The 22,160-nt window shown below is 67.5% G+C and carries 14 protein-coding genes and 1 pseudogene; 2 read left to right on the plus strand and 13 right to left on the minus strand.

The annotated features are described in order from the left end of the window. Positions 1–12 precede the first annotated feature (12 nt). The 8 genes and pseudogenes from LRS03_RS08710 to LRS03_RS08750 form a co-directional block, all read right to left on the minus strand. Entirely contained in the window at positions 13–1,488 is a 1,476-nt protein-coding gene (locus tag LRS03_RS08710) for an extracellular catalytic domain type 2 short-chain-length polyhydroxyalkanoate depolymerase (protein ID WP_257829457.1), read from the minus strand. A 294-nt stretch (positions 1,489–1,782) separates the two neighbouring features. Next, complete coding sequence (locus tag LRS03_RS08715; RefSeq protein WP_257825034.1) at positions 1,783–4,596, minus strand: extracellular catalytic domain type 2 short-chain-length polyhydroxyalkanoate depolymerase; 2,814 nt, start codon at positions 4,594–4,596, stop codon at positions 1,783–1,785. 227 nt (positions 4,597–4,823) lie between these two features. Beyond that, positions 4,824–6,377: a methyl-accepting chemotaxis protein gene (locus LRS03_RS26520; protein WP_308296405.1), complete on the minus strand. Its 1,554-nt coding sequence runs from the start codon at positions 6,375–6,377 to the stop codon at positions 4,824–4,826. Further along, positions 6,374–7,352, minus strand: a pseudogene (locus LRS03_RS08730) (branched-chain amino acid ABC transporter permease). The gene LRS03_RS26520 and the pseudogene LRS03_RS08730 overlap by 4 nt, the downstream one beginning before the upstream one ends. A 19-nt stretch (positions 7,353–7,371) precedes the next feature. Further along, the gene (locus LRS03_RS08735) at positions 7,372–8,259 is read right to left on the minus strand and encodes a branched-chain amino acid ABC transporter permease (protein WP_257825035.1); all 888 of its coding nucleotides are present in this window, start codon (positions 8,257–8,259) and stop codon (positions 7,372–7,374) included. 36 nt (positions 8,260–8,295) lie between these two features. Next, positions 8,296–9,444, minus strand: a complete 1,149-nt coding sequence (locus tag LRS03_RS08740; protein ID WP_257829459.1) for an ABC transporter substrate-binding protein — start codon at positions 9,442–9,444, stop codon at positions 8,296–8,298. A gap of 84 nt (positions 9,445–9,528) precedes the next feature. Further along, a complete protein-coding gene (locus LRS03_RS08745; protein WP_257825036.1) occupies positions 9,529–10,233 on the minus strand; it encodes an ABC transporter ATP-binding protein in 705 nt (234 codons plus the stop codon). A gap of 311 nt (positions 10,234–10,544) precedes the next feature. Continuing rightward, on the minus strand, positions 10,545–11,312 hold the full coding sequence (locus LRS03_RS08750; RefSeq protein WP_257825037.1) for an ABC transporter ATP-binding protein: 768 nt from the start codon (positions 11,310–11,312) through the stop codon (positions 10,545–10,547). A gap of 200 nt (positions 11,313–11,512) precedes the next feature. Between LRS03_RS08750 and LRS03_RS08755 the strand changes: the two genes are divergently transcribed. Further along, positions 11,513–12,082 (plus strand): LuxR C-terminal-related transcriptional regulator, encoded by a 570-nt coding sequence (locus LRS03_RS08755; RefSeq protein WP_257825039.1) that lies wholly within the window; start codon positions 11,513–11,515, stop codon positions 12,080–12,082. A gap of 35 nt (positions 12,083–12,117) precedes the next feature. Here LRS03_RS08755 and LRS03_RS08760 read toward each other — a convergent pair whose 3' ends face one another. Beyond that, on the minus strand, positions 12,118–14,316 hold the full coding sequence (locus LRS03_RS08760) for a 3-hydroxybutyrate oligomer hydrolase family protein (protein ID WP_257825041.1): 2,199 nt from the start codon (positions 14,314–14,316) through the stop codon (positions 12,118–12,120). 211 nt (positions 14,317–14,527) lie between these two features. Here LRS03_RS08760 and LRS03_RS08765 point away from each other — a divergent pair, with 211 nt between their 5' ends. Continuing rightward, the gene (locus tag LRS03_RS08765; RefSeq protein ID WP_257825042.1) at positions 14,528–15,676 is read left to right on the plus strand and encodes an ABC transporter substrate-binding protein; all 1,149 of its coding nucleotides are present in this window, start codon (positions 14,528–14,530) and stop codon (positions 15,674–15,676) included. A gap of 18 nt (positions 15,677–15,694) precedes the next feature. Here LRS03_RS08765 and LRS03_RS08770 read toward each other — a convergent pair whose 3' ends face one another. The 4 genes from LRS03_RS08770 to LRS03_RS08785 form a co-directional block, all read right to left on the minus strand. Next, a complete protein-coding gene (locus tag LRS03_RS08770) occupies positions 15,695–16,507 on the minus strand; it encodes a 3-hydroxybutyrate dehydrogenase (protein ID WP_257825043.1) in 813 nt (270 codons plus the stop codon). A gap of 35 nt (positions 16,508–16,542) precedes the next feature. Then, positions 16,543–18,093 carry an AMP-binding protein gene (locus tag LRS03_RS08775; RefSeq protein ID WP_257825045.1) on the minus strand — a complete coding sequence of 517 codons (1,551 nt, stop codon included), beginning with the start codon at positions 18,091–18,093 and terminating at the stop codon, positions 16,543–16,545. A gap of 130 nt (positions 18,094–18,223) precedes the next feature. Continuing rightward, the gene (locus LRS03_RS08780; RefSeq protein ID WP_257825047.1) at positions 18,224–20,920 is read right to left on the minus strand and encodes a hybrid sensor histidine kinase/response regulator; all 2,697 of its coding nucleotides are present in this window, start codon (positions 20,918–20,920) and stop codon (positions 18,224–18,226) included. A 186-nt stretch (positions 20,921–21,106) separates the two neighbouring features. Next, entirely contained in the window at positions 21,107–22,027 is a 921-nt protein-coding gene (locus LRS03_RS08785) for a LysR family transcriptional regulator (protein ID WP_257825049.1), read from the minus strand. Between the last annotated feature and the right edge of the window lie 133 nt (positions 22,028–22,160).

A 22,160-nucleotide genomic window follows, 5' to 3' on the forward strand; every position in this document is an offset into this window, starting at 1 on the left:
GGCCGTCGTCGCTCAGGGGCAGGTGCCGATCACGTAGTAGTTGGCGCCGGTCTGCTTCAGCGTGGTGGTGGTGAAGGTGTTCCACAGGCCCATGTTCTGGTTCGACCCGTTGGCATAGGTGTACCCGCCGCGCTGCGTGGCGCGGCCCGCGGTGGTGTGCGCATAGTTCGACGCGGTGTAGCAGGTGGCCGTGGGCGGTGGCGTGCCGGTGGTGGTGCCACTGGCCGGCGAGGAGCTTGCGCCTTCGGCGCCGTTGCCGTCGAGTGCGCGCACCGTCCAGCTGTAGGTGGTGCCGGCGGCCAGGCCGCCGTCGGTGTAGCTGGTGGTGGTGACGGTCGCCCCGTTGACCTTCGCTCCGTTGCGATAGACGTTGTAGCCGACCGCGTTGTTCACCGTGCTCCAGCTGATCGTCATGCTGCTGGTGGTGGCGTTGGAGGTGCTCACGTTGGTGGGTGCGGGCAAGCTGCCGCCACCGCCGGTGGAACCCGAGGCCACGCGGTCGACCATCGCCTTGATCGCGGCGGCCTGGGTGCCGGCCTTCTGCGCGAAGTTGCTTCCGTACCAGCCGATCCAGTCCCAGCACGCGTTGGGGTTGGGCAGCGAGCCGCTGGCCGAGGTGGCGCGGCTGGTGCTGTCGACCTTGGTCTGCGGGAAGAGCACGATGATGTTGTTGGTGTCGGCCCAGCGGGTGTAGCCGGTGTTCTTCACGAACTTGTCGGTGATGTTGGAGTAGCTCTGCTGGCAGCCGTGCAGCGCCACGTGCAGCTTGCACTGCGTGCCGCTCGCGCACGACGACGGCACGTACAGCCAGCCGCTGGCCGCCATGCCGGGGTTGTTGTTGGTGTAGGCCGACTGGTTGAACTCGATGTAGTTGGCCGCGGCCGGTGCGTTGTTGCGCGCATTGAGCGTGCCGTAGAGCTTGGTGAGCACGGCTTTCGCGCCGTCGTAGCCGCAGTTCGAGATGTAGGGCGAGGCCGAGCTGCTGCAGCTGTTGTTGCCGGTCGAGTCGAAGTCGGTCGGGAAGACGTGCGCGGTGCTCGCGCGCTTCACGTATTCGAGGTTGGCGGCGGGCACGCCGTTGTTGGTGTACTGCGTCTTCAGCGCGTCCATCGGGTTGGGGCCGACGGTTGAGTCGCTGGTGCCGACGAACATGTAGACCTTCTGGTTGGCGACGTTGGCCTTGTTGTCGATGGCCGTGCCGCTCCAGTTGTTGATGTCGGCCTGCATGGTGTTGAGCATGCTGGCGCTGATGGTCGCGTTGTACATGCAGGCGGTGTAGTTGCTGTGGCCGGCACACATGTACGGGCCGGCGGCGAACACGCCCACGCCGGAAAAGGTGGCCGAGTAGGCGTAGCCGAGCTGGTTGGCCATGAAGCCGCCCGACGACAGGCCGGAGACGGTGATCTTCGACTTGTCGATGTTGTAGGCCGGCAGTGCGACCACGGCAGCCGTGCTGGTGGAGGCGGCTACCGCCCACGCGGTGGCCATGAACAAGATGCGGTTCAGTTTCAAACTTGTCTCCTTTCGCCTCTGTGCGGGCGTAGGTTCCTGCTGCATCGGGCGTGCAGTCAGGAGGTTGGGCCTGCCCGATGCATGCCGGGCCGGCTCCAGTCCCTGCTGGCTTCTCAGCGCTTGTGGCGCACGGGAATGCTCATGGCCTGTTTCACAGCAAGCTTGGCGCCAGGCTGCAAACCCCGGGGCCGGACCCCGGGATTGACCGCTCGCCGGACGCCATCGCACTGCAGCAACGACCAAATCTTCGACACATCGTCTGTTTCCCGGTCATGTACAGGCCGCCGATTCCGACCACCCGTTGGTGCAGCGGTACAGGGTGACGCGGGTGTTGTAGCCCAAGCGCGACCCCATCGAGAGGTATTGCTGCAAGGTGATGCGCTTGGCCGTGTAGTGCTCCACCACGGTGGCGGTGATGCTTTGCACCGGCGGCGGCACGCTGCCCACGTCGGCCTGCAGCGCGACCAGGTTGGACACGAGGCCGGTGTTGTCGGTCGCGGTCACCTCGAAGGTGTAGCGACCCGCCGGCAGGTTGGCGTATTGGCGTCGCAGCGTCGCACCCGAGCCCACCGTCTCGGTCAGCGCCGCGGGGCCGCTTCGCACGATGTGGTAGCTCGCGATCGTGCCGTTGTCGGTGGCGGCGCAGTCGAGCGTGGCGCTGGTGCCCGACACCGCGACCGGGTTGCAGCGCAGCACCGGGTGGTCGCCGCTCGTGCCGACACGCAGGTTGTGGTCGAAGAGGTACTGGCTCAGGTACTCGGGGTAGTGGAGGTAGCGGTTGTTGACGTAGTTGGTGTTCTGCGTGCCACCGGGGCCGGCGGGCCAGGAGTGGTCCATGCCCGACACCGAGATGAGCGACACCCGCGGGCGGCCCTGCGCGTCTGTCCACAGCGAGCCGCTGCCGCCACCGCTCACGGTGAAGGTCGAGCGTGCGCTGCCGGTGGCGAAGACGAGCTTCATGCCTTCGGCGTTGACCACGTTGTGCTGCGGGTTGACCACCACGTCGCTCGTGCCATAGAGGAACGAGGCGATCTGGGTGTCGAGCTGCGCCGACTGGCTGCCGGCCAGCGCGCGGCAGGTGGCGGCCACGTCTGCCGCACTGCGCCGTGGCGTGCCGCCCACGTCGAAGGCCGCACTGCCGAGCGCCGGGCCGGCCACCAGCCCGATGCCGGCGAACACCTCGGGTGCCAGACAGCCAAGCACGTGCGCCTCGCCGCTGCCGGCCGACAGCCCGCTCGCATAGACCTGCTGCGGGTCGATCGAGAGGTCGGCACGGCGTTTGAGCGCATCCACGAGTTGCAGCAACTTTGCCGCATCGTCCGCCGTGCGGCTGTGGCTGGTGCCGAACCAGTTCCAGCAGTTCGACGGATAGGTGACGACACGGCCAGAAGCCGGCACCGTGGGCACCACCACCACCATGCCGCGCTGTTCGGCCACGGCCTCCCAGTTGAAGTGGGTGTTGATCACGTCGGCGGCCGACTGCAGGCAGCCGTGCAGGCTCAGCATCAGCGCACGCTTGCCGTTGCGCACCGCGGGGTTGGGGTTCTTCGGCACGTAGACGTAGGCGTTGCCGAGGCCGAAGGTCTGCGTCTCGGCCACCCAGGTGCCCGAGCCCGGGGTGAGGCCACCACCGCCCGTGCCGCTGATGGTGAAGCTCACCGTCTGCGCGGCGCTCGTGTTGTGGCGCCCATCGGTGGCGGTCACGCTCGCGGTGTGCGTGCCGGTGCCGGGGCAGGCGCGATACGTCCAGCTGCCATTGCCGGCCGGGCTGGCGTTGGCGGGGCTGCCGCCATCGACCCGCACCTGCACGCTTGCGACGTCGTTGTCGGGGTCGCTCACGCTGGCGGTGAGGGTGCTGCAGCTTGCCTCGCTGGTGGCGCTGAGGCCGGTGATGACCGGCGGGCTGTTGCCGCCGCCGGCGCCGCCGGCGGTCACGCGTTCCAGCATGCGCCACACGGCGTTGACCTGTGCGCCCGACTTGGTGTGGTACGAGGCCGCGCTGCACTGGCCGTAGGTGGTCTTGGCGACGTTGTTGCAGGGGCCGTTCTGGTTGCCGGCCTCTTCGAAGCCCCACCAGTCGAAGCAGCCGCGCGGGTCGACGCCCGGCGTCTTCTGAGCCTGCGGGTAGAGCACGATGATGCGGTTGTTCTCGGCCCACTCGTTGTAGCCGGCATAGCGGTAGAAGCGGTCGCCCATGTTGGCGCCGGAGTCGCCGGCCGGTTTGTCCCACACCTGGTGGCAGCCGTGGAAGGCCACGTGCACGCGGCAGCGCTCGCCGGCGTCGCACGCGGGCGGCACGTACATGAAGCCTTCGGTGTTCATGTAGCGCGCGCCGGCCGCACGGGTGAATTCGCTCTGGTCGAACTGCACGAAGCGCCCGCGCAGCTGGCCGAGCGGCACACGTGCGTTGAGCGTGCCGTAGAAGTGTTCGAGCATCACGCCGGCGGTGTCGTAGTCGCAGTTGCTCATCCACGGCGACACCGAGGCGTAGCCGTAGGTCGCATTCGTCGCGCCGCAGGCGTTGGCGATCGACTGACGATCCTTCAGCGGCATCGCGTGGCCATCGCGCAGCGTGGTCTCGACGCGGATGTTGGCCTCGGGCACACCGAGGCGTGTGTAGAAGGGCTTGTTCTGGGCGACCACGTTGGGCACGACGGTCGGGTCGAGCGTGCCGCCGAAGATGAAGATCTTCGCGTTGGCAAGGTGGGCGAGCGCGTCGATGCGCCCGGCGCCGGCTTCCTGCCGCGCTTCGTTGACCGACATCTGCGCGGCATCGACGCCACCAAAGTTGCCGCCCATGCACTGGCCGGTGTAGCTCGGGTAGCCGGCGTCGCCCTGCTTCGCGTTGTAGGCCTTGTTGATGCTGCCTTCGGCGCAGAAGTACGGACCGCCGGCGATGCTGCCCATGCCCTTGATGTGCTGCGAGTGCGCCACCTGGATCTGCGTGGCGAAGAAGGCGCCGGCCGACAGGCCCGACACCGTGGTTTGCGAAAGGTCGGCGTTGAACGACCTCAGCGTTTCACCCGCCTGCGCCGTGCAGGCCACGAGGGCAAAAAGCCCTGCCAGGAATCGTGGTCGATTCATCGTTTTGTCTCCTTTGATCTTTCGTCTTTAGGAACGACAGGAACCGCAACATCCATGCCCCGACGGGCCCCAGGGGGCGCAGTGTTTTCGCTGTCGGCTTCGCGTACGGAAAAACGGGTTAACCCTGTCGAGAAGACAGTCGGCAGCACCGTGTTTCAAGACAGAAAAAAGGCCTTGTTCCCAGCGGGGAACAAGGCCACAGCGCACTCTCAGGACGGAGAGTTCTCTTACTTCAAACGGAACGCCGACACGACGTTGGTCAGGCTCTGCGCCTGTTCGCGCAGGCTCTCGGCGGCGGCCGAGGCTTCCTCCACCAGCGCCGCGTTCTGCTGCGTCACCTGGTCGAGCTGCGTCACCGCGCTCGTCACCTGGCTGATGCCCGAGCTTTGGGCCGAAGCGGCGGTGGTGATCTCGCTCACGATGGTGGCCACCTCCTCGACGCTTGCGACGATCTCATCCATCGTCTCGCCCGCGGACTTCACCAGGCGCGAGCCGGCATCGACCTTGTCGACGCTGGTGTCGATCAGCGCCTTGATCTCCTTGGCGGCCACCGCGCTGCGCTGTGCCAGCGTGCGCACTTCGCCGGCCACCACCGCGAAGCCACGGCCCTGGTCGCCGGCACGAGCGGCCTCCACGCCGGCGTTGAGCGCCAGGATGTTGGTCTGGAAGGCGATGCCGTCGATCACGCCGATGATGTCGCTGATCTTGCGAGAGCTGTCGTCGATCTCGCGCATGGTCGACACCATCTGCGCCACCACCTCGCCGCCGCGCGAGGCCACGGCCGAGGCGCGGTGCGCAAGTTGGTTGGCCTTCTCGGCGGCACTCGCGCTGTGGCGCACGGTGCTGCTGAGGTCTTCCATCGACGAGGCGGTCTGCTGCAGGCTCGACGCGGCGCGCTCGGTGCGCTGGCTGAGGTCGAGGTTGCCGGTGCTGACCTCGGCGCTCGCCACGTGGATGCTGTCGGACGACTCGCGGATCTGCCCGACCAGCGTGCGCAAGCGCTCCTGCATGGCGGCGATGGCCAGCAGCAGGCGGCCGATCTCGTCATGCGAGCCCGCTTCCACCTGCGGACTCAGGTCGCCCTCGGCGATGCGCTCGGCCACGCGAATGGCGCGGTCGATCGGCTGCTTGACGCTGCGCGTGATGCGCCAGCCCAGCAACGCGCCTGCGAGCACCGCCGCGGCCACCACCGCGGCAGCGATCGACAGGGCACGCTGCTGGCCGGCCACCGCGTTGGCATACGAGGCCACGCTCGACTGGCGCTCCACCGCCATCAGCTGCTCGACCTTGCCGCGCCACAGGGCTTCCTGCGGTCGGGCCTGGGTCATCAGCGTGGTGGTGGCTTCGATGTTGGAGCCGTCCTGGCCCTGCTTGGCGGCGCGCAGCAGCAGCGGGATCGCCGCCTTGGCGCTGGCTGCGATCTCGCCCACCAGGGCGCGCTCTTCGTCCGAGGACTTGGCGCCTTCGAGCGACTCGGCGAGCTTGCGCTCGGTGGCCTGGTAGCGGGCCACCGTCGCATTGAGCGCCTTGATCTCGTTGTCGATCTCGCGCAGGTCGGTGAGCAGCGCGACCGAGCGCGCCTGCACCGACATCTGGCTGATGTGGGTGAGCAGCTCCTGCGCAAGATCGCTGCGCGCGCTGTCGACCTCGACGATGTGCTGCATGCGCGCGCCCATCGAGCGGATCTCCAGGCCGTTGAGCGCCGCCACACCGACCAGCATCAGCACCAGGCTCGCAAAGCCGAGCGCCAGCCGGCGTCCCACCGAGAGTTGCAGCTTCATGCGTGCGCTTCGACTTGTGCCGGCTCCGAGGCTACGTCCGGTGCGGCGGGCTTCTTGCGCCGCGCGACGAACTCGCCCACGAAGCCTCGGCGGAAGGCCAGCACGCACACCACGAAGATCACGCCGATGATCACCGTGACCCATGAGCCCACGCGATCAGCCAGGAAGTTTTGCAGGCCGATGATGGTGAACGCCCCGACCACCGGACCCGCGAAGGTGCCCAGGCCGCCCAGCAGTGTCATCAGGATCACCTCGCCCGAGAGCGACCAGTGCACATCCGACAAGGTGGCGAAGCCCAGCACCAGCGTCTTCAGCCCGCCGGCGAGGCCCGCAATGGCAGTCGACAGCACGAAGGCGAGCAGCTTGTAGCGGTTGACGTTGTAGCCGAGCGAGATGGCACGCGGCTCGTTCTCGCGGATGGCCTTCAGCACCTGGCCGTAGGGCGAGTGCACCACGCGGATGATGAAGAGGTAGACCGCCACGAAGATCGCGAGCACGAAGAAGTACATCGCGAGGTCGTTGTCGAGCGACAAGAGGCCGAAGAGCTTGCCGCGCGGCACGCCCTGCAGGCCGTCTTCACCGCCGGTGAACGGCGCCTGCAGGCAGATGAAGAAGATCATCTGCGCCATCGCGAGCGTGATCATCGCGAAGTAGATGCCCTGGCGGCGGATGGCGATCAGCCCCACCACCAGGCCGAGCGCGGCGGCCACCAGCACGCCGGCGATCAGCCCGAAGCTCGGGCGTGAAGCCCCCCGAGCGCACCAGCCAGCCCGTGCCGTAGGCCGCGGCGCCCATGAAGGCGGCGTGGCCGAACGACAGCAGGCCGGTGTAGCCGAGCAGCAGGTTGAAGGCGCAGGCAAAGAGCGCGAAGCACAGCGCCTTCATCGCAAACACCGGGTAGATGCCGATGAAAGGCGCGGCGACGAAGAACGCCAGCGCCGCCCACCCGGCCTTGCGCGCCGGGCTCGAGAACAGTGAAGAGACTGCAGACAACTTACTTCTCCTTGCCGAAGAGGCCGGCCGGGCGAATCATCAGCACGATGGCCATGATCACGAAGACGACGATGTTCGAGGCCTCGGGGTAGAACACTTTCGTGAGACCTTCGACCAGGCCGAGCGCAAGCCCGGTGAGGATGGAGCCGAGGATCGAGCCCATGCCACCGATCACCACCACCGCGAAGACGACGATGATGAGGTTGGTGCCCATCAGCGGCGTGATCTGGATCACCGGCGCGGCCAGCACGCCGGCCAGCGCGGCGAGTGCAGCACCGCCCGCGTAGGTGAACATCACCATCATCGGCACGTTGATGCCGAAGGCCTGCACTAGCGCCGGGTTCTCGGTGCCGGCGCGCAGCTTGGCCCCGAGGCTCGTCTTCTCGATCAGCGCCCAGGTGCCCAGGCACACGATGAGCGAGGCCACGATGACCCATGCGCGGTAATTGGGCAGCACCATGAAGCCGAGGTTCGTCGCCCCCTGCAGCGCCTCGGGCACCGAGTACGACTGGCCCGACACGCCGTACTGCTCGCGGAAGACACCCTCGAAGATCAGCGAGATGCCGAAGGTCAGCAAGAGCCCGTAGATCGGGTCGAGCTTGTAGAGGTGCTTGAGCAGCGTGCGCTCGATCACGAGGCCGATGGCGCCCACCACGAAGGGCGCGATCACGAGCGCCGCCCAGTAGTTGATGCCAAAGGTCTCGAGCGCGAACCAGGCCACGTAGGCGCCGATCATGTAGAGCGCGCCATGCGCGAAGTTCACGATGCCCAAGAGGCCGAAGATCACCGCCAGGCCGAGGCTCAGCATGGCGTAGAACGAGCCGTTCACCAGGCCCAGCATGAGCTGGCCCATGAAGGCTTGTATGGGAATACCGAAGATTTCAGTCATGGGTGGATCCCCGCTTTCGCGGGGATGACCGGTTCTTTATTTCCAGAGGGCGCAGCGCGTTTCGGCCTTGGTGGTCCAGGCGGCTTCGCCCTTGATGGTTTCCACCACGTTGTAGTAGTCCCAAGGTTCCTTCGACTGCGCCGGCGTCTTGACCTGCATCAGGTACATGTCGTGCACCATGCGGCCGTCTTCGCGGATGCGGCCGCCCTTGGCGAACACGTCGTTGATCGGCGTCTTCCTCATGTGGGCGAGCACCTTGTCGGCGTCGTCGGTGCCGGTGGCCTTGACGGCATTCAGGTACTGCAGCGCGGCCGAGTAATCGGCGGCCTGGATCGACGAGGGCATGCGCTTGAACTTGTCGAAGAACTTGCGGCTCCAGGCGCGGGTCTCGGCGTCCTGGTTCCAGTACCAGCTGTCGGTGAGGTACATGCCCTGCGCCGTCTTCAAGCCCAGCGAGTGCACATCGTTGATGAACATCAGCAGGCCCGCGAGCTTCATCGTCTTGGTGATGCCGAACTCGTTGGCGGCCTTCACCGCGTTGATCATGTCGCCACCGGCGTTGGCCAGGCCCAGGATGTCGGCCTTGCTGGACTGCGCCTGCAGCAGGAACGACGAGAAGTCGCTGGCCGACAGCGGATGGCGCACCGAGCCGATCACGTTGCCGCCGGCAGCCTTGACCACGGCCGAGGTGTCGGTCTGCAGCGCCGAGCCGAAGGCGTAGTCGGCGGTCAGGAAATACCAGCTCTTGCCGCCGGCCTTGACCACGGCGTTGCCGGTGCCTTTGGCGAGCGCCACGGTGTCGTACGCCCAGTGCACGGTGTAGGGCGTGCAGCGCTCGTTGGTCAGCGCCGAGGCAGCTGCGCCCACGGCGATGAAGGGCTTCTTCTTCTCGGCGGCGATACCGGCCATCGCGAGGCTGGCGCCGGAGTTGGTACCACCGATCAGGAGGTCGAGGCCTTGCTGGTCAAACCACTCACGGGCCTTGGAGCTGGCGATGTCGGCCTTGTTCTGGTGGTCGGCCACCAACACTTCGATCTTCTTGCCGTTGATGGCACCGCCCATGTCGGCGACGGCCTGGCGGATCATTTCAGCGCCGGCAGGGCCGTCGATGTCAGAGTACAGGCCCGACACGTCGGTGATGAAGCCGATGCGGATCACGTCACCGGAGATCTGGGCCTGCGCCATCGGAGCGGCGCACACGAGGCCGCAGGCAGCGGCGATGGCTTTGATTTTCGAGAGATTCAAGACAGTGTCTCCTTTAGGGACTGTTTAGACGCCGAGGGTTTCGTGCAGTTGATCCAGCCGCGAGGGCAGCTGGGCTTGGGTGAACTCTTGGGTGACGCGGCCGTGCTCCATCACGAGGAAGCGGTCGGCCAGCGGAGCCGCGAAGCGGAAGTTCTGCTCCACCATCAGGACGGTGTAGCCGCGCGAGCGCAGCATCAGCACCATCTCGGCCAGCTTCTGCACGATCACCGGGGCCAGGCCTTCGGAAATCTCGTCGAGCAGCAGCAGCTTGGCGCCGGTGCGCAGGATTCGGGCCACCGCGAGCATCTGCTGCTCACCGCCCGACAGGCGCGTGCCCTGGCTCTTGGCGCGCTCCTTGAGGTTGGGAAACAGCTCGTAGATGTCGGCGAGGCTCATGCCCGCGGGCAGCAGCGAGGGCGGCAGCAGCAGGTTCTCTTCGGCCGTCAGACTCGAGAAGATGCCGCGCTCTTCGGGGCAGTAGCCGAGGCCGAGGCGTGCGATGCGGTGCGTGGGCAGGTGGATCGTCTCCTTGCCTTGGACCTTGATGCTGCCCTTGCGCGAGCCGATCAAGCCCATGATGGCGCGCATGGTGCTCGTGCGGCCGGCGCCGTTGCGACCCAGGAGCGTGACGACTTCGCCTTCGTTGACGTGGAAGTTCACGCCGTGGAGGACGTGGCTTTCGCCGTACCAGCCTTGGAGGTTGTTGATTTCTAGAAACTTGGTGGGCATCTCAGTGGGTCCTTTGCTTGGGGCTGCGCGGGCTCGCTGCGACAGGGCGCCGTGTTCCGCTCATGTCCCCCGAGTCGGGCTGCGCCCGCCTCTCCTCCTTTACTTCGCTCCACACGGCGCCCTGCCGCAGCGAGCAAGCCACCCGCGAGGCACGCCAAGGGCTGGGCATGTCACCGCTGGTGCTTGCCGAGGCTGCCGGGTGACCGGCGCAGCGAAGTAAAGGAGGAGGCCAGGCGCAGCCTGGCCGGGGGACATGAGCGGAGCCGGTCACCCGGCAGCCTCGGCTCGCGCCAATAGCCGCATGCAGCATCTCAATGCGCCCCCACAAGCTCGACCTGAGCGCTACCCATGTAGGCCTCGATCACCGCCGGGTTCTTCGACACCTGCGCGTAGGGGCCTTCAGCCAGCGTGGCACCGCGCGACAGCACGGTGATGGTGTCGGCGATGCTGGAGACGACGCTCATGTTGTGTTCGACCATGAGGATGGTTCGGCCCGCCGACACGCGCTTGATGAGCTTGCGGATGCGGTCGACGTCTTCGCTGCCCATGCCCTGCGTGGGCTCGTCGAGCAGCATCAGCTCGGGCTCCATCGCGAGCGTGGTGGCGATCTCGAGCGCTCGCTTGCGGCCGTAGCTCAGCTCGACGGTCGTGAGGTGTGCATAGGGCGCGAGGTCGACTTCACGCAGCAACTCGATCGCACGCGAGTTCAACCCGTCGAGTGAACGTTCGGGCTTCCAGAAGTGAAACGAGGTACGCAGCTTCTTCTGCAAAGCCACACGCACGTTCTCCAGCACCGTCATGTGCGGGAAGACGGCCGAGATCTGGAACGAGCGGATCACGCCGCGCTCGGCGATGCGGGCCGGCGTGTCGTGCGTGATCTCGTTGCCGTTGAAGACGATGCGCCCTGAGGTCGGTGTCAGGAACTTGGTCAGCAGGTTGAAGCAGGTCGTCTTCCCTGCACCGTTGGGCCCGATCAACGCATGAATGTCTCCTCGGCGGACACGCAAGTCCACTTTGTCGACAGCCACGAAGCCCTTGAACTCTTTCGTCAAGCGCTCGGTTTGAAGAATGCAATCCACTGCTGCTCCTTTGCGAGAGGCGGCAGTGTCGTGACTGACGTTGCGGCCCGCAATGGCGAGCGACTACGCTAGGGTTCACCCGGTCAAGATTGCGCTCGACCGTGCAGTTTTTGGGGAAGAACCCGTTACTGCTTTCTGCGTAAGTACTCGTGGCATGTGATGTGCATCGGCGCCTCGCTATGCTCGCGCCGACATTCGCCATGAACCCCGCCCCCCACCCCGCGCTGGACGTGAACCTCGTGCTGGCCTTCGACATGGCCCCGGTGGGCCTGTGCGTGCTCAACAACCGCATCATTCAACGCTGCAACGAGGCCCTGGCCTCGATGTTCGGCTACGAACCCGCCGAGCTGACGGGGCAGTCGATGTGCATGCTCTACCCCTCGCAGAACGAGTTCATGGGCATCGGCGCACGCGGCTTCGAAGCGCTGCGCGACTGCGGCCGGTACGCCGACGAGCGCATCATGAAACACCGCGACGGCCGGCTCTTCTGGTGCCACGCCTCAGGGCGCACGCTCGACCGCGACGACCCGTACGGCTGCACGGTGTGGATGTTCGAAGACATCTCGGCACGCCGCCCCATCACCACCGCCCTCACCTCCCGTGAGCGCGAGATCGCGCAGCTGCTGATCGAAGGCAAGACCAGCAAGCAGATCGCACGCGTGCTCGAGGTGAGCCCGCGCACGATCGACGCGCACCGGGTGCGCCTGTTGAGAAAGCTGAAGGTCAACACGGCCACCGAGATGGTGTCGCGCCTGGCCGGCCTGATGTAGAGACCGGCGCAGGCGCTCATCGTCTCAACCCGCCATCAGTTCGGGATGGCGATGCTGGTGCCGCTGAAGGTGATGGCGTCACCCGCGGCAGGCGTGGCGGCGATCGGCGGCACGTTCGTCGTGGTCAGCGCGGGTGCTGCACCCGGCGTACCCCCACGCACCGTGGTGCGCACCACCTGGCTGCCGGGCAGCGCGGTGTTGTTGCGCAGCTTGGCCCACATCGCGTTCATGCCGTGGTTGAAGTACACGTGCAGCGGCACGAAGCGCGTGTCGAAGCCCGAGAACGGGATGAACGCGTCGAAGTGCTGAGCGTGCTCGACCTCCACGTAGCGCAGCTGGCTGGCGTTGCCTTCGACCACACGGTTGTACGCGCTGTAGGCACGGGTCGAGTGGTTGATGGGCAGCAGCGCATCGCTGCGGCCGGTGACGATGAGGGTGGGCTTGCCGCGCAGGTTGCCGTTGAGCAGCACCTCGCCGATGCCGGTGCGCACCGCCTGGCTCTGCGCGAGCGTGGGCGTCGACACGTTGCTGAGCGCGGCGCCGGTCACCGGGTCGGTGCCGGTCACGAGCGCACGCTGGCACAGCGCGGCGTCGAGCGCGAAGTCGGCCATGTGGGTGGACGGCGAGACCGCGAACGCCCACGACTTGGCGCCGCCTTCGGAGTCGTTGTAGACCACGCTGGCGGGCACGCCGTTGGCCGTGCCGTTGGCGAGCGCGAAGCTCGCAGCCTTGGTGTTGGCGTTGACCGCGACCACGTCGCCCGTGCCGTTGACGGCCGCGAAGCTCACGCCGCACAGGTTGTCGGTGAGACCGAAGCGGCCATAGCCGGTCGGGTACATGGCCGAGATGATCGCGGCGTTGCCCAGACCGAAGTGCGCGTTGTGCATGGTGTCGTTGTCAGCCGTCCAGCCATAGGCGCGCATGCGGGCCAGCGCATCGGTCGCCTGGTCGGCGGTGGTGGCGCCGGTCACCAGGCCCTTGGCCGCCAGCGCCGTGCAGCGGTTGGTGGCGCGGGCGTTCATACCGGTGAGCGTCATGTAGTTGTAGACCGAGGTCTCGGCCATCTGCGCGGCCGGCGCGAGTGCAGCGCAGGCCTGGTAGATGTTGGCAAAGGTGAAGTAGTCGGCCAGCGAGCGGCCGAAGATCGGCACCGCCGCGCCGGCGAAGCTCACGCCGTAGCCGGTGGTGGTGTTGGGCTGGGCGCTGGGCTCGGCGGCGACCACGCCGTCGATCAGGCCGCTCGTGTCCTGCTCGGCGGCGCGCAGCACCGCGGCCCCGCCGTTCGACACCGAGCCGGCGATGACCAGCGTGTTGCCCGGCGTGTAGCGCGCGAGCTTGCCGTTGCCGAGCGGCGAGTTGTCGGCGTACTCCTGGTTGAGCGCGTAGAGCGCGTAGCGGATGGACGTGAGCGTGTCGGTGCCCCAGTCCTTCTCGGGGTTGACCTGCGAATGCGCCTGCTTGATCGACAGGCGGTTGGGGAACGCGGCGTTGAAGGCGGCACGGGCGGTGTCGCTGATCGTGGCCGCGAAGTGCGAGAGCGCGCCCGCGGCGGTGCGCGTGGCGCGTGTGCCGTCGATGCGGTTCACGGTGTCGTCGCTCGGGTCGTAGAGGCCCACGCCCTTGCCGGCATCGGTGAGCACGACGGCGCAGTTGCGCTTGAGGCCCCACTCGGCGGCCGAGGCGAGCGCGCCATAGACACCGCGCGAACCGGACGACGGGCCGGCGACGATGCACGGCGCGTTGCGGTCGAAGCTCGTGGGGATCTGCACGGCCACCGTCACCTGCTTGCGGCCGGTGCCGTCATCGAGCACGGCGAGGTATTCGCGGCCGGGGATGAGGCCTTCGCCCAGCGTGTCGTTGCCGGCGAGGTCGATGTTGGGGCCGTAGAGGCGGCCATAGCCGCCGTTGGCGGTGTAGTCGACGAGGCCGCGGTAGTTGGCATAGAGCGCATTGCGGCGCAGCTCGGCGGCGGTGGGGTTGGCCGGGTCGGCATAGGTGGGTGCGGTGGCGGCACCCAGGCCCGTGCGGCCGAGACCGCCGGTGAGCAGGTCCTGCGTCGCGGCCGTGCTGCCGCTGCCGACCGTGGTGGCGCCGTAGGTGGTGACGCTGACGGTGGTCATGCCGGTGGGCAGCGTGCTCACTTCAGGGTCGTCGGCGCCGCCGCAGGCGCTCAGGCCGGCAGCGCCCAGGGTGAGCATTGCGACACGCAGGATGGGCTTGTTCTTTGAATTCATTGGGGCTGTCTCCTCTCGGGGTTGGTGAGCGGCCCAATGTAGAAGTCACCCCGCGCGGCGAGCAGTCGTAGGACTACATCAGTACGACTCGTTAGGTAGTTCATCGCCAGCAGCAACCCCTAGGTAGAGGCACCGCCATCGAAGGCCCCGTGGTGGCACGTGCAGGCCACCCCTAGCATCGTCTTCACATTTGGTAACCAGAGGGCATTGCATGCACACAGGGCTCAAGACACGCACACGCAGCAGGTGGATCGCCTGCGTGGGCCTGCTGGCGGGGGCCACGCTCGCGTCGGCACAAGAGACCATCACCATCGCCCAGGTGGCGCCGCTGTCGGGGGTGCTGGCCAGCACCGGCCACCAGATGGTGCTCGGCGGCAAGGTGTACTTCGATGCCGTCAACGATGCCGGCGGCGTGCACGGGGCAAAGATCCGCACCCTGGTGCTCGACGACGGCTACAAGGTCGATGAAACCCTGCGCCTGACCAGGGAGCTGGTGGCCAAGCCGGAAGTGGTGGCCCTGTTCGGCTTTGCCGGCACTGCCAACATCGGCAAGCTGCTCGAAGAGAAGGTGCTGGCCGATGCGGGCATCGCGCTGGTCGCGCCCTACACCGGCGGCGAGCTGCTGCGCAAACCGTTCAACCCGTGGATCTTCCATGTGCGCGCCGGCTATGCCGACGAAGCCGAGCACATGGTCAAGCAGCTCAACACGCAGGGCCTCACCCGCATCGCGGTGCTCTATCAAAACGACGCCTTCGGCAAAGCGGGCCTGGCCGGCGTGGAGTCGGCGCTTCAACGGCGCGGGCATAAGCTCGTGGCCTCGGCCGGCTACGAGCGCAACACCACCGATGTGGACGCGGCGGTGAAGGTGATCCGCGGCGCGGCACCGCAGGCGGTGATCATGGTGGCCGTCAACAAGCCGGCCGCGGCCTTTGCGAAGCAATACCGCGCGGCCGGCGGCGGCGGGCAGCTCTTCAACATCTCGGTGGTCGACCCGGCCGAGCTGGTCAAGCTCGGCGGCATCGAGAACGTGCGCGGCCTGGGCATCAGCCAGGTGGTGCCCTACCCTTACCGGCACTCGCTGCCGGTGGTGCGCGAGTTCCACGAGACGCTGAAGAAGTACGCCCCCAAGGAAGAGGTGAACTACACCAACTTCGAGGAGTACCTGGGCGCCAAGGTGCTGGTGGAGGCCTTGCGCCGCGCCGGCCCCAAACCCACGCGCGCCAAGGTGATGAGCGCGCTGGAGTCGATCAACAACTACAACCTGGGCGGCGTGCGCGTGAGCTTCGGGCCGAAGGAGCGCGTGGGCTCGCGCTTCGTCGAGGTCACCGTGATCGGCAGCGAGGGCAAGCTGCTGAAGTAGCGGCCTGCCCCGCGCCGCTTACTGCGCGGTCCAGCCGCCATCCACCGGCAGCGTGATGCCGTTGATGTTGTGGGCCCAGGGCTGGCACAGCATGGCGGCGACCTCGCCGATCTCGGACGGTACCGACATGCGGTGGCTGGGCTGCTTCTCCTGCAGCAGCTCCTTGATGCCGGCCGCGCGGTCGCCGCCGTGCGCCTGTGCGCGCGCCATGATCTGCGGCTGGATCAGCGCGGTCTCGGTCCAGCCGGGGGCGATGCAGTTGGCGGTGACGCCGCCGGTCTGGCTCGACCCGACCGCGGCGCACTCGAGCGCCGCCACCCGCGTGAGGCCTACCAGCCCGAACTTCGCGGCCACGTACGGGCCCTTCTGCGCCGACGCCACGAGCCCGTGCACAGAAGCGATGTTGACGATGCGGCCATAGCCGCGCGCCACCATGCCGGGCAAGGCGAGGCGCATGGTGTGGAAGGCCGAGCTGAGGTTGATCGCGAGGATGGCGTCCCAGCTCTGCGGCGGCATGTCGACGATGGGCGCGGTGTACTGGATGCCGGCGTTGTTGACCACGATGTCGAGCTGGCCCTGCCAACCGATGGCCTCGGCCATCAGCGCGTCGATCTCGGCCGCGTGTCGCAGGTCGCGCTGCAGGTAGGTCGCCGCGGGCGCGCCGGCCTGGCGCACGGCCTCGAGGGCGGCCTCGGCCTTGGCCGGCTCGGCCACGTCGTGCAGCACGATGCGGGCGCCGTCTTGTGCGAGGCGGGTGGCGATGGCCAGGCCGATGCCTTGCATCGAGCCGGTGACGAGGGCGGTGCGGCCCTGGAGAGAAGCTTTGCTCATGGTGCTGTCCTGTGAGTGCGGATGGGGTGGGAGAGTCAGCGCGGCAGCGCCGCCAGCCGGGCACGCAGCTCGGTCTTGAGGACCTTGCCGTAGTGGTTTTTCGGCAGGGTGTCGAGCAGGTGGTACTCCTTGGGGCGCTTGAAGCGCGCGATGTGATCGCGGCACACCTCGTCGAGCACCAGCGGCTCCAGCTCGACGCCCGCACGGGGCACGACGAAGGCCACCACCACTTCGCCCCAGTCGGCATCGGGCCGGCCGACCACCGAGACCTCGGCCACGCCGGGGTGGCGCAGCAGCGCCTCTTCGACCTCGCGCGGGTAGATGTTGGAGCCGCCGCTGATGATCACGTCCTTCGAGCGGTCGCGCAGGGTGAGGTAGCCATGCTCGTCGAGGCTGCCCATGTCGCCGGTGAAGAGCCAGCCGTCGCGAAGCGTGTTGGCGGTGGCGGCATCGTCGCGCCAGTAGCCGGCCATCACCGAGTCGCCGCGCACCACCACCTCGCCGGTCTCGCCGATGGGCAGCTCGCGGCCTTGCGCGTCGGTCACGCGCACCTCCACCGCCGACATCGCCACGCCCACCGAGCCGAGACGTTCGACGTGCCGTGGATGCTGCACGTCGGTGATCTGCCGGCGCGACAAGGCGGTGATGGTCATCGGGCTCTCGCCCTGGCCGTAGATCTGCACGAAGCGCGGGCCCATCACGCGCATCGCGCGCTGGATGTCTTCCACGTACATCGGGCCGCCTCCGTAGACGATGGTCTTGAGGCCGGTGCCGCCTTGACCATGATCCAGGCCCTGCGCCACGGCCTGGTCGACGAGGCGCTTCACCATCGTCGGCGCCGCAAACATCGAGACGCTGCCGAAGTGGCGGCCGAGCTGCAGCACCTCGGCCGCATCGAATCCGCGCGAGGCCGGCACCACGTGGCGCGCGCCGGCCAGCACATGCGGCAGGCTGTAGAGGCCGGCACCGTGCGACATGGGAGCGGCGTAGAGCGCCGTGTCGTCGGGGAGCACCGTGTCGACGTCGCTGAAGTAGCACAGCGACATCGTCATCAGGTTGCGGTGCGTGATCATCACGCCCTTGGGCCGCCCGGTGGTGCCGGAGGTGTAGAACAGCCAGGCCAGGTCGCCCGGCGCGCGCTCCACGGGGGCGGCCAGCGGCTCGGCCTGCAGCAGCTGCGCGTACTCGGGCTGTTCGACGCTGACCAGCGCGTGCAACGCGGAGGTGGGAGCTTCAAGCGCGGCGAGCGCGGGGCCGATGTCGTCGGTGGTGAAGACGAGCGAGGCCTGGCTGTGGGCGAGGATGTAGTCGGCCTCGCGCGGGTGCAGCTTGGGGTTCATCGGCACCACCACGAGCCCGGCCCACCAGCAGCCGAACAGGATCTCGAGCACCGTCGGGTGGTTGCTCATGAACAGCCCCACACGATCGCCCGGCTGCAACGCGTATCGCTGCGTGACCGCCTGCCCGAGCGCGGCGGCGCGCGTGGCCAGCGTGGCGTAGTCGAAGAGCAGCTCGGTGCCCAGGTAGACAGCGGGGCGATCGCCGGCGCTGCGGGCGCTGCGCAGCAGCAGATAGGCCAGGTTCATGCCATGGCCCCCATCGATGGGTACAACTCGGTCTTCATGCGGACTCCTCAACCGGTGAGGTTAAGAGCCGCGATGTGCCCGTCGCAAGGCGCACAAGTACATCAGGGTTAGCCCTGAACGCAGCCTCTGATCAGCCCGGCAGCAGGCGGTCCAGCGCCGCGAGGAAGGTCTTCAGGTTGATGGGCTTGGTCCAGTAGTCGGAGAAGCCGGCCGCGGTGGCGCGTGCGATGTCTTCGGGCATGGCGTTGGCTGACAGCGCGACGCAACGGATGCCCGCCGTGGAGGGCTGTTCGCGCAAGCGGCTGAGCACCTCGTAGCCATCGACGTCGGGCAGCTGCATGTCGAGCAGGATCAGGTCGGGCTTCAGCTCCTGCGCGCGGGCCACGCCGCCCAGGCCGCTGGCCACCGACTCGATCTGCAGGCCGGCGTGCTGGCGCACCATCTCCTCGACCAGCAGCGCATTGACCGGGTTGTCTTCGATGTAGAGCACGCGGCCCGCGCGCTGGCGCCGGGGCGGCCGCATCGCTTCGGTGGGTGGCGGCACGGTTTGCACCGGCGCCGGCTCCGCATCGTCAGGCCCGACCGGCCCCACATGCCGCGGCAGATGCACCTGGAAACGCGACCCGACGCCGGGCGTGCTTTCCACGCGCACCGAGCCGCCCATGCGCTCGACCAGCGCCTTCACGACCGACAGGCCGACCCCCGCGCCTTCGATGCCCTCGCGCTCGACCCCCAGGCGGTTGAACGGCTCGAAGAGATGCGCCATCTGCTGCCGCGTCATGCCGCGCCCGGTGTCGGACACGGTCAGCACCACCGCATCGCCGCCGTCGCGTACACCGACGTGGACCTGCCCCCGCGAGCTGTTGTACTTGATCGCGTTGCTCAGCAGGTTGATCACGACCTGCCGGGTGCGGATGCGATCGGCCAGCACCACCACGTCGGTCTCGTCGACTTCGATGCTCACACCGGCTTCACGCGCCGCCGGTTCGACCAGCGCCAGCGCCTCCTGCAACACGCCACCCAGCGGCACCGGACGCGGGTCAAGACGCACCTCGCCGCTCTCCAGGCTCGACAGGTCGAGCACATCGTTGATCAGCGACAGCAGGTGTTCGCCAGCCGACACGATGTGGCGGACTTTCGCGAGCGTCGCCGAGCCGGCCAGCGCGGGGTCGAGCCCCAGCAGCTGCGCAAAGCCGAGCACGGCGTTCAGCGGCGTGCGCAGCTCGTGGCTCATGCGCGCGAGGAACTCCGACTTCGCCTGGCTCTCGCGCTGGGCGACGAGCTTCTCCTGGCGCTCGGTCACGTCGATCGCGATGCCGAACTGGACCGAGCCGCCCTCGCGTTTCTCGTGGCGCGCCCGGCTCACCAGCCAGCGCACTTCGCCATCGGGCCGCACGATGCGGTATTCGTGTTCGACGGTGATGTCTTCGGTGGCGCGCAGCTCCGCGTGGGCCGTGCGCATGCGTTCGCGGTCGTCGGGGTGCACCACCTCGTTCAACCATTCGGTTCGACGCGGCACGCCGAGCGCCGGAGAGCGGCCGATCATGTGGAACATCTGCGCATTCCACTCGCCGCGCTCGCGGCCCGGCTCACGGCTCCAGATGCCCAGGCCTGCGGCCGACGCCGCCACTTCGAGACGCCGCGCCAGTTCCTGCGCGCGCCGGGTTTCGGCCACCTGCTCGGTGACGTCCAGCGCCACACCCATGAACTCGGTGGGCTCGCCATCGGCATTGCGCCGCACCACGCGGCGTGTGAGCACATAGCGGTAGGAGCCGTCGGCGCGCCGGTAGCGCGCCTCCATGTCGACAGGACGGTCGGTGTTCAGGGACTCGGCGGCGGTGGCCACGACGCGGGGCACGTCGTCCGGATGGATCAGCGCGCGAACTTCCTCGATGGCAAGACCCTCGGGCCGCGGCAGGATGCCGAGCACCTCGAACGCCTTGTCGTTGTAGTAGATGCGGTTGTTGCGCAGGTCGTGCCGCCAGATGGCGATGTTGCCCAGTTCGACGGCCAGCTTGAGTTGCGCGCTGGTCGTGTTGAACGACTCGGCCAGCTCGTAGACCTCGGTGTCGTCGACCATCGCGCCCACGATGATGTTGGGCACGCCATCGGGGCCGGCCTTGACCTCCCACTGCGCATGCACATGCCGCCACTGGCCGCTCGGCGAGGTGATGCGGTAGCGCTTGGCGTACTTGCCGGGGACGCGGGCGGAGTCGCGGTAGTCCATGCCCGGGCGATCGTCGGGGTGGATGCGGGCCACGAAGGCCTTGAAGTCAGGCGCACCTTGGGCCGGGTCGAAGTTCCACAGGCGGAACATGTTCGCGTCCCAGTGGCCCTTGCCCATCGGCAGCTCACGCTCGTAGAGGCCGAGTCGGCCGAATTCCTGTGCACGTGCCAGCCGCTCGGTGACCCGCACGGTCTCGGCTTGCGAGCGGGTCAGCTCGGTCGTGTCGCGCATCGTGCAGAGCCAGCCGGCGTCGGCCAGCTTTTCGTCGTCTTGAAGCGGCTTCAAGATGAGTTCGGCGGTGCGGTCGGCACCCTGGGCGTCGCACCACGAAACCCGGCTCAGCTGGAGGGGCTGACGGGCCAGCAAGGCCTCGGCAAGCGCACGGGCCTGCGCCGGGTCATGCGCGTCCAGGCCGAGCACCTGCGCGAGGGTCTGGCCGAGCACCGTCTCGTCACAGCCGACGGCACGCGCCATCGCCGGATTGACCCACGCAATGGCCCCCTGCGGGTCCAACAGGGCCAGCAGTTCGGTGCTGGCCTCTAGCAGCGCCGTCCACGCGCTCGTTGGGGGCGACAGCGACAAGGGACGGCAAATCGCCATGCGTGCGGATGTAAATGCGAAGTTACAAACAGCAGTCTAGCCAACTCGCAGTCGTTGCTTCCAATGGAATGCCCGCGCTTGTGGGGCTTCGTTCACGATCGCGCGCTGCGCAAGCGGGTGGCGATCACGATCACACACCACCAAAGACAACACCGGAGAAGCGGTCGCGCTCCTTGAATGCCCCGGTCAAGGGTGCGGCGCATCCATGCGCTGCACCGCGCGCCGCAGCAGGCCACGCAGCCACACGAGCCCCGGGTCCTGCATCTTGTACTTGTGCCACTGCATGCTTTGCTCCATCACGGTGATGGGCAGCGGCGGCTCGTGCAGCACGATCGGCAAGGACGGCTGCAGCTTCAGGGCGAGGCGCGCATGCACGGTGGCCACATGGTCGGTGCCGACGACCATCGCCGGCAGCGCGGCGAAGCCGTGGCTGATCGCCACGACGCGCCGCGTGACCCCGAAGCGCCGTGCGAACCAGCCCTCGAACGACTCGCCCGCCTGCCCCGGTGGCTGCATGACCACGTGGCCCGCATCCCGGTAGCGCTCGAAGCTCAGTGCGCCACGACCGAGCGCACCGTCACGCCACACCGCGCACAGGAACTTCTCTTCGTACAGCACTTCCTCGGGGTGGTCGGGTGACACGAAGCCCCGCGGGATGATCAAGAGGTCGGCCTCCCCTCGTTCGAGGCTTCGCTGCGGGTTCGACACCTGCGGCAAGAACTCGAAGGTCGCCGTGCAGCGCGCCTCGCCCGCGAGCGCGAGGATGTGCGGCGCAAACACCATCAGCGTGTAGTCGGACACGAAGATGCGAAACGTGCGGTCCGACTTCGCCGGCTCGAACTCGGGCTGGACTGCCACGGTGCTGTCGACGCGCACGAGGATGTCGCGCACCGACTCCTGAAGCCCTTCCGCACGCGGCGTGAGCTCCATGCGCCGCCCCACCTGCACCAGGAACTCGTCGTCGAAGTACTCGCGCAGCCGGGCCAGGGCATTGCTTGTCGCCGACTGGCTGAGGTGCAGCCGATCGGCGGCCTTGGTGATGCTGCGCTCGGTGAGCAGCGCATCGAGCGCCACGAGCAGGTTCAGGTCAAGTCGGTTGTGTCGCATCGCACGTGCTCATCGGATGAAGCCAGGGGTAACCCGAAGACTATTCACCGGATCGATATCTCGTTTGGAAACAACCCATTTTTCAGGCGACGTCGATCTCCCTAACCTCTCGGTAACCCGACTTCAGAACGAT

It is taken from the genome of Rhizobacter sp. J219 (assembly GCF_024700055.1).
Lineage (GTDB): Bacteria > Pseudomonadota > Gammaproteobacteria > Burkholderiales > Burkholderiaceae_C > Rhizobacter.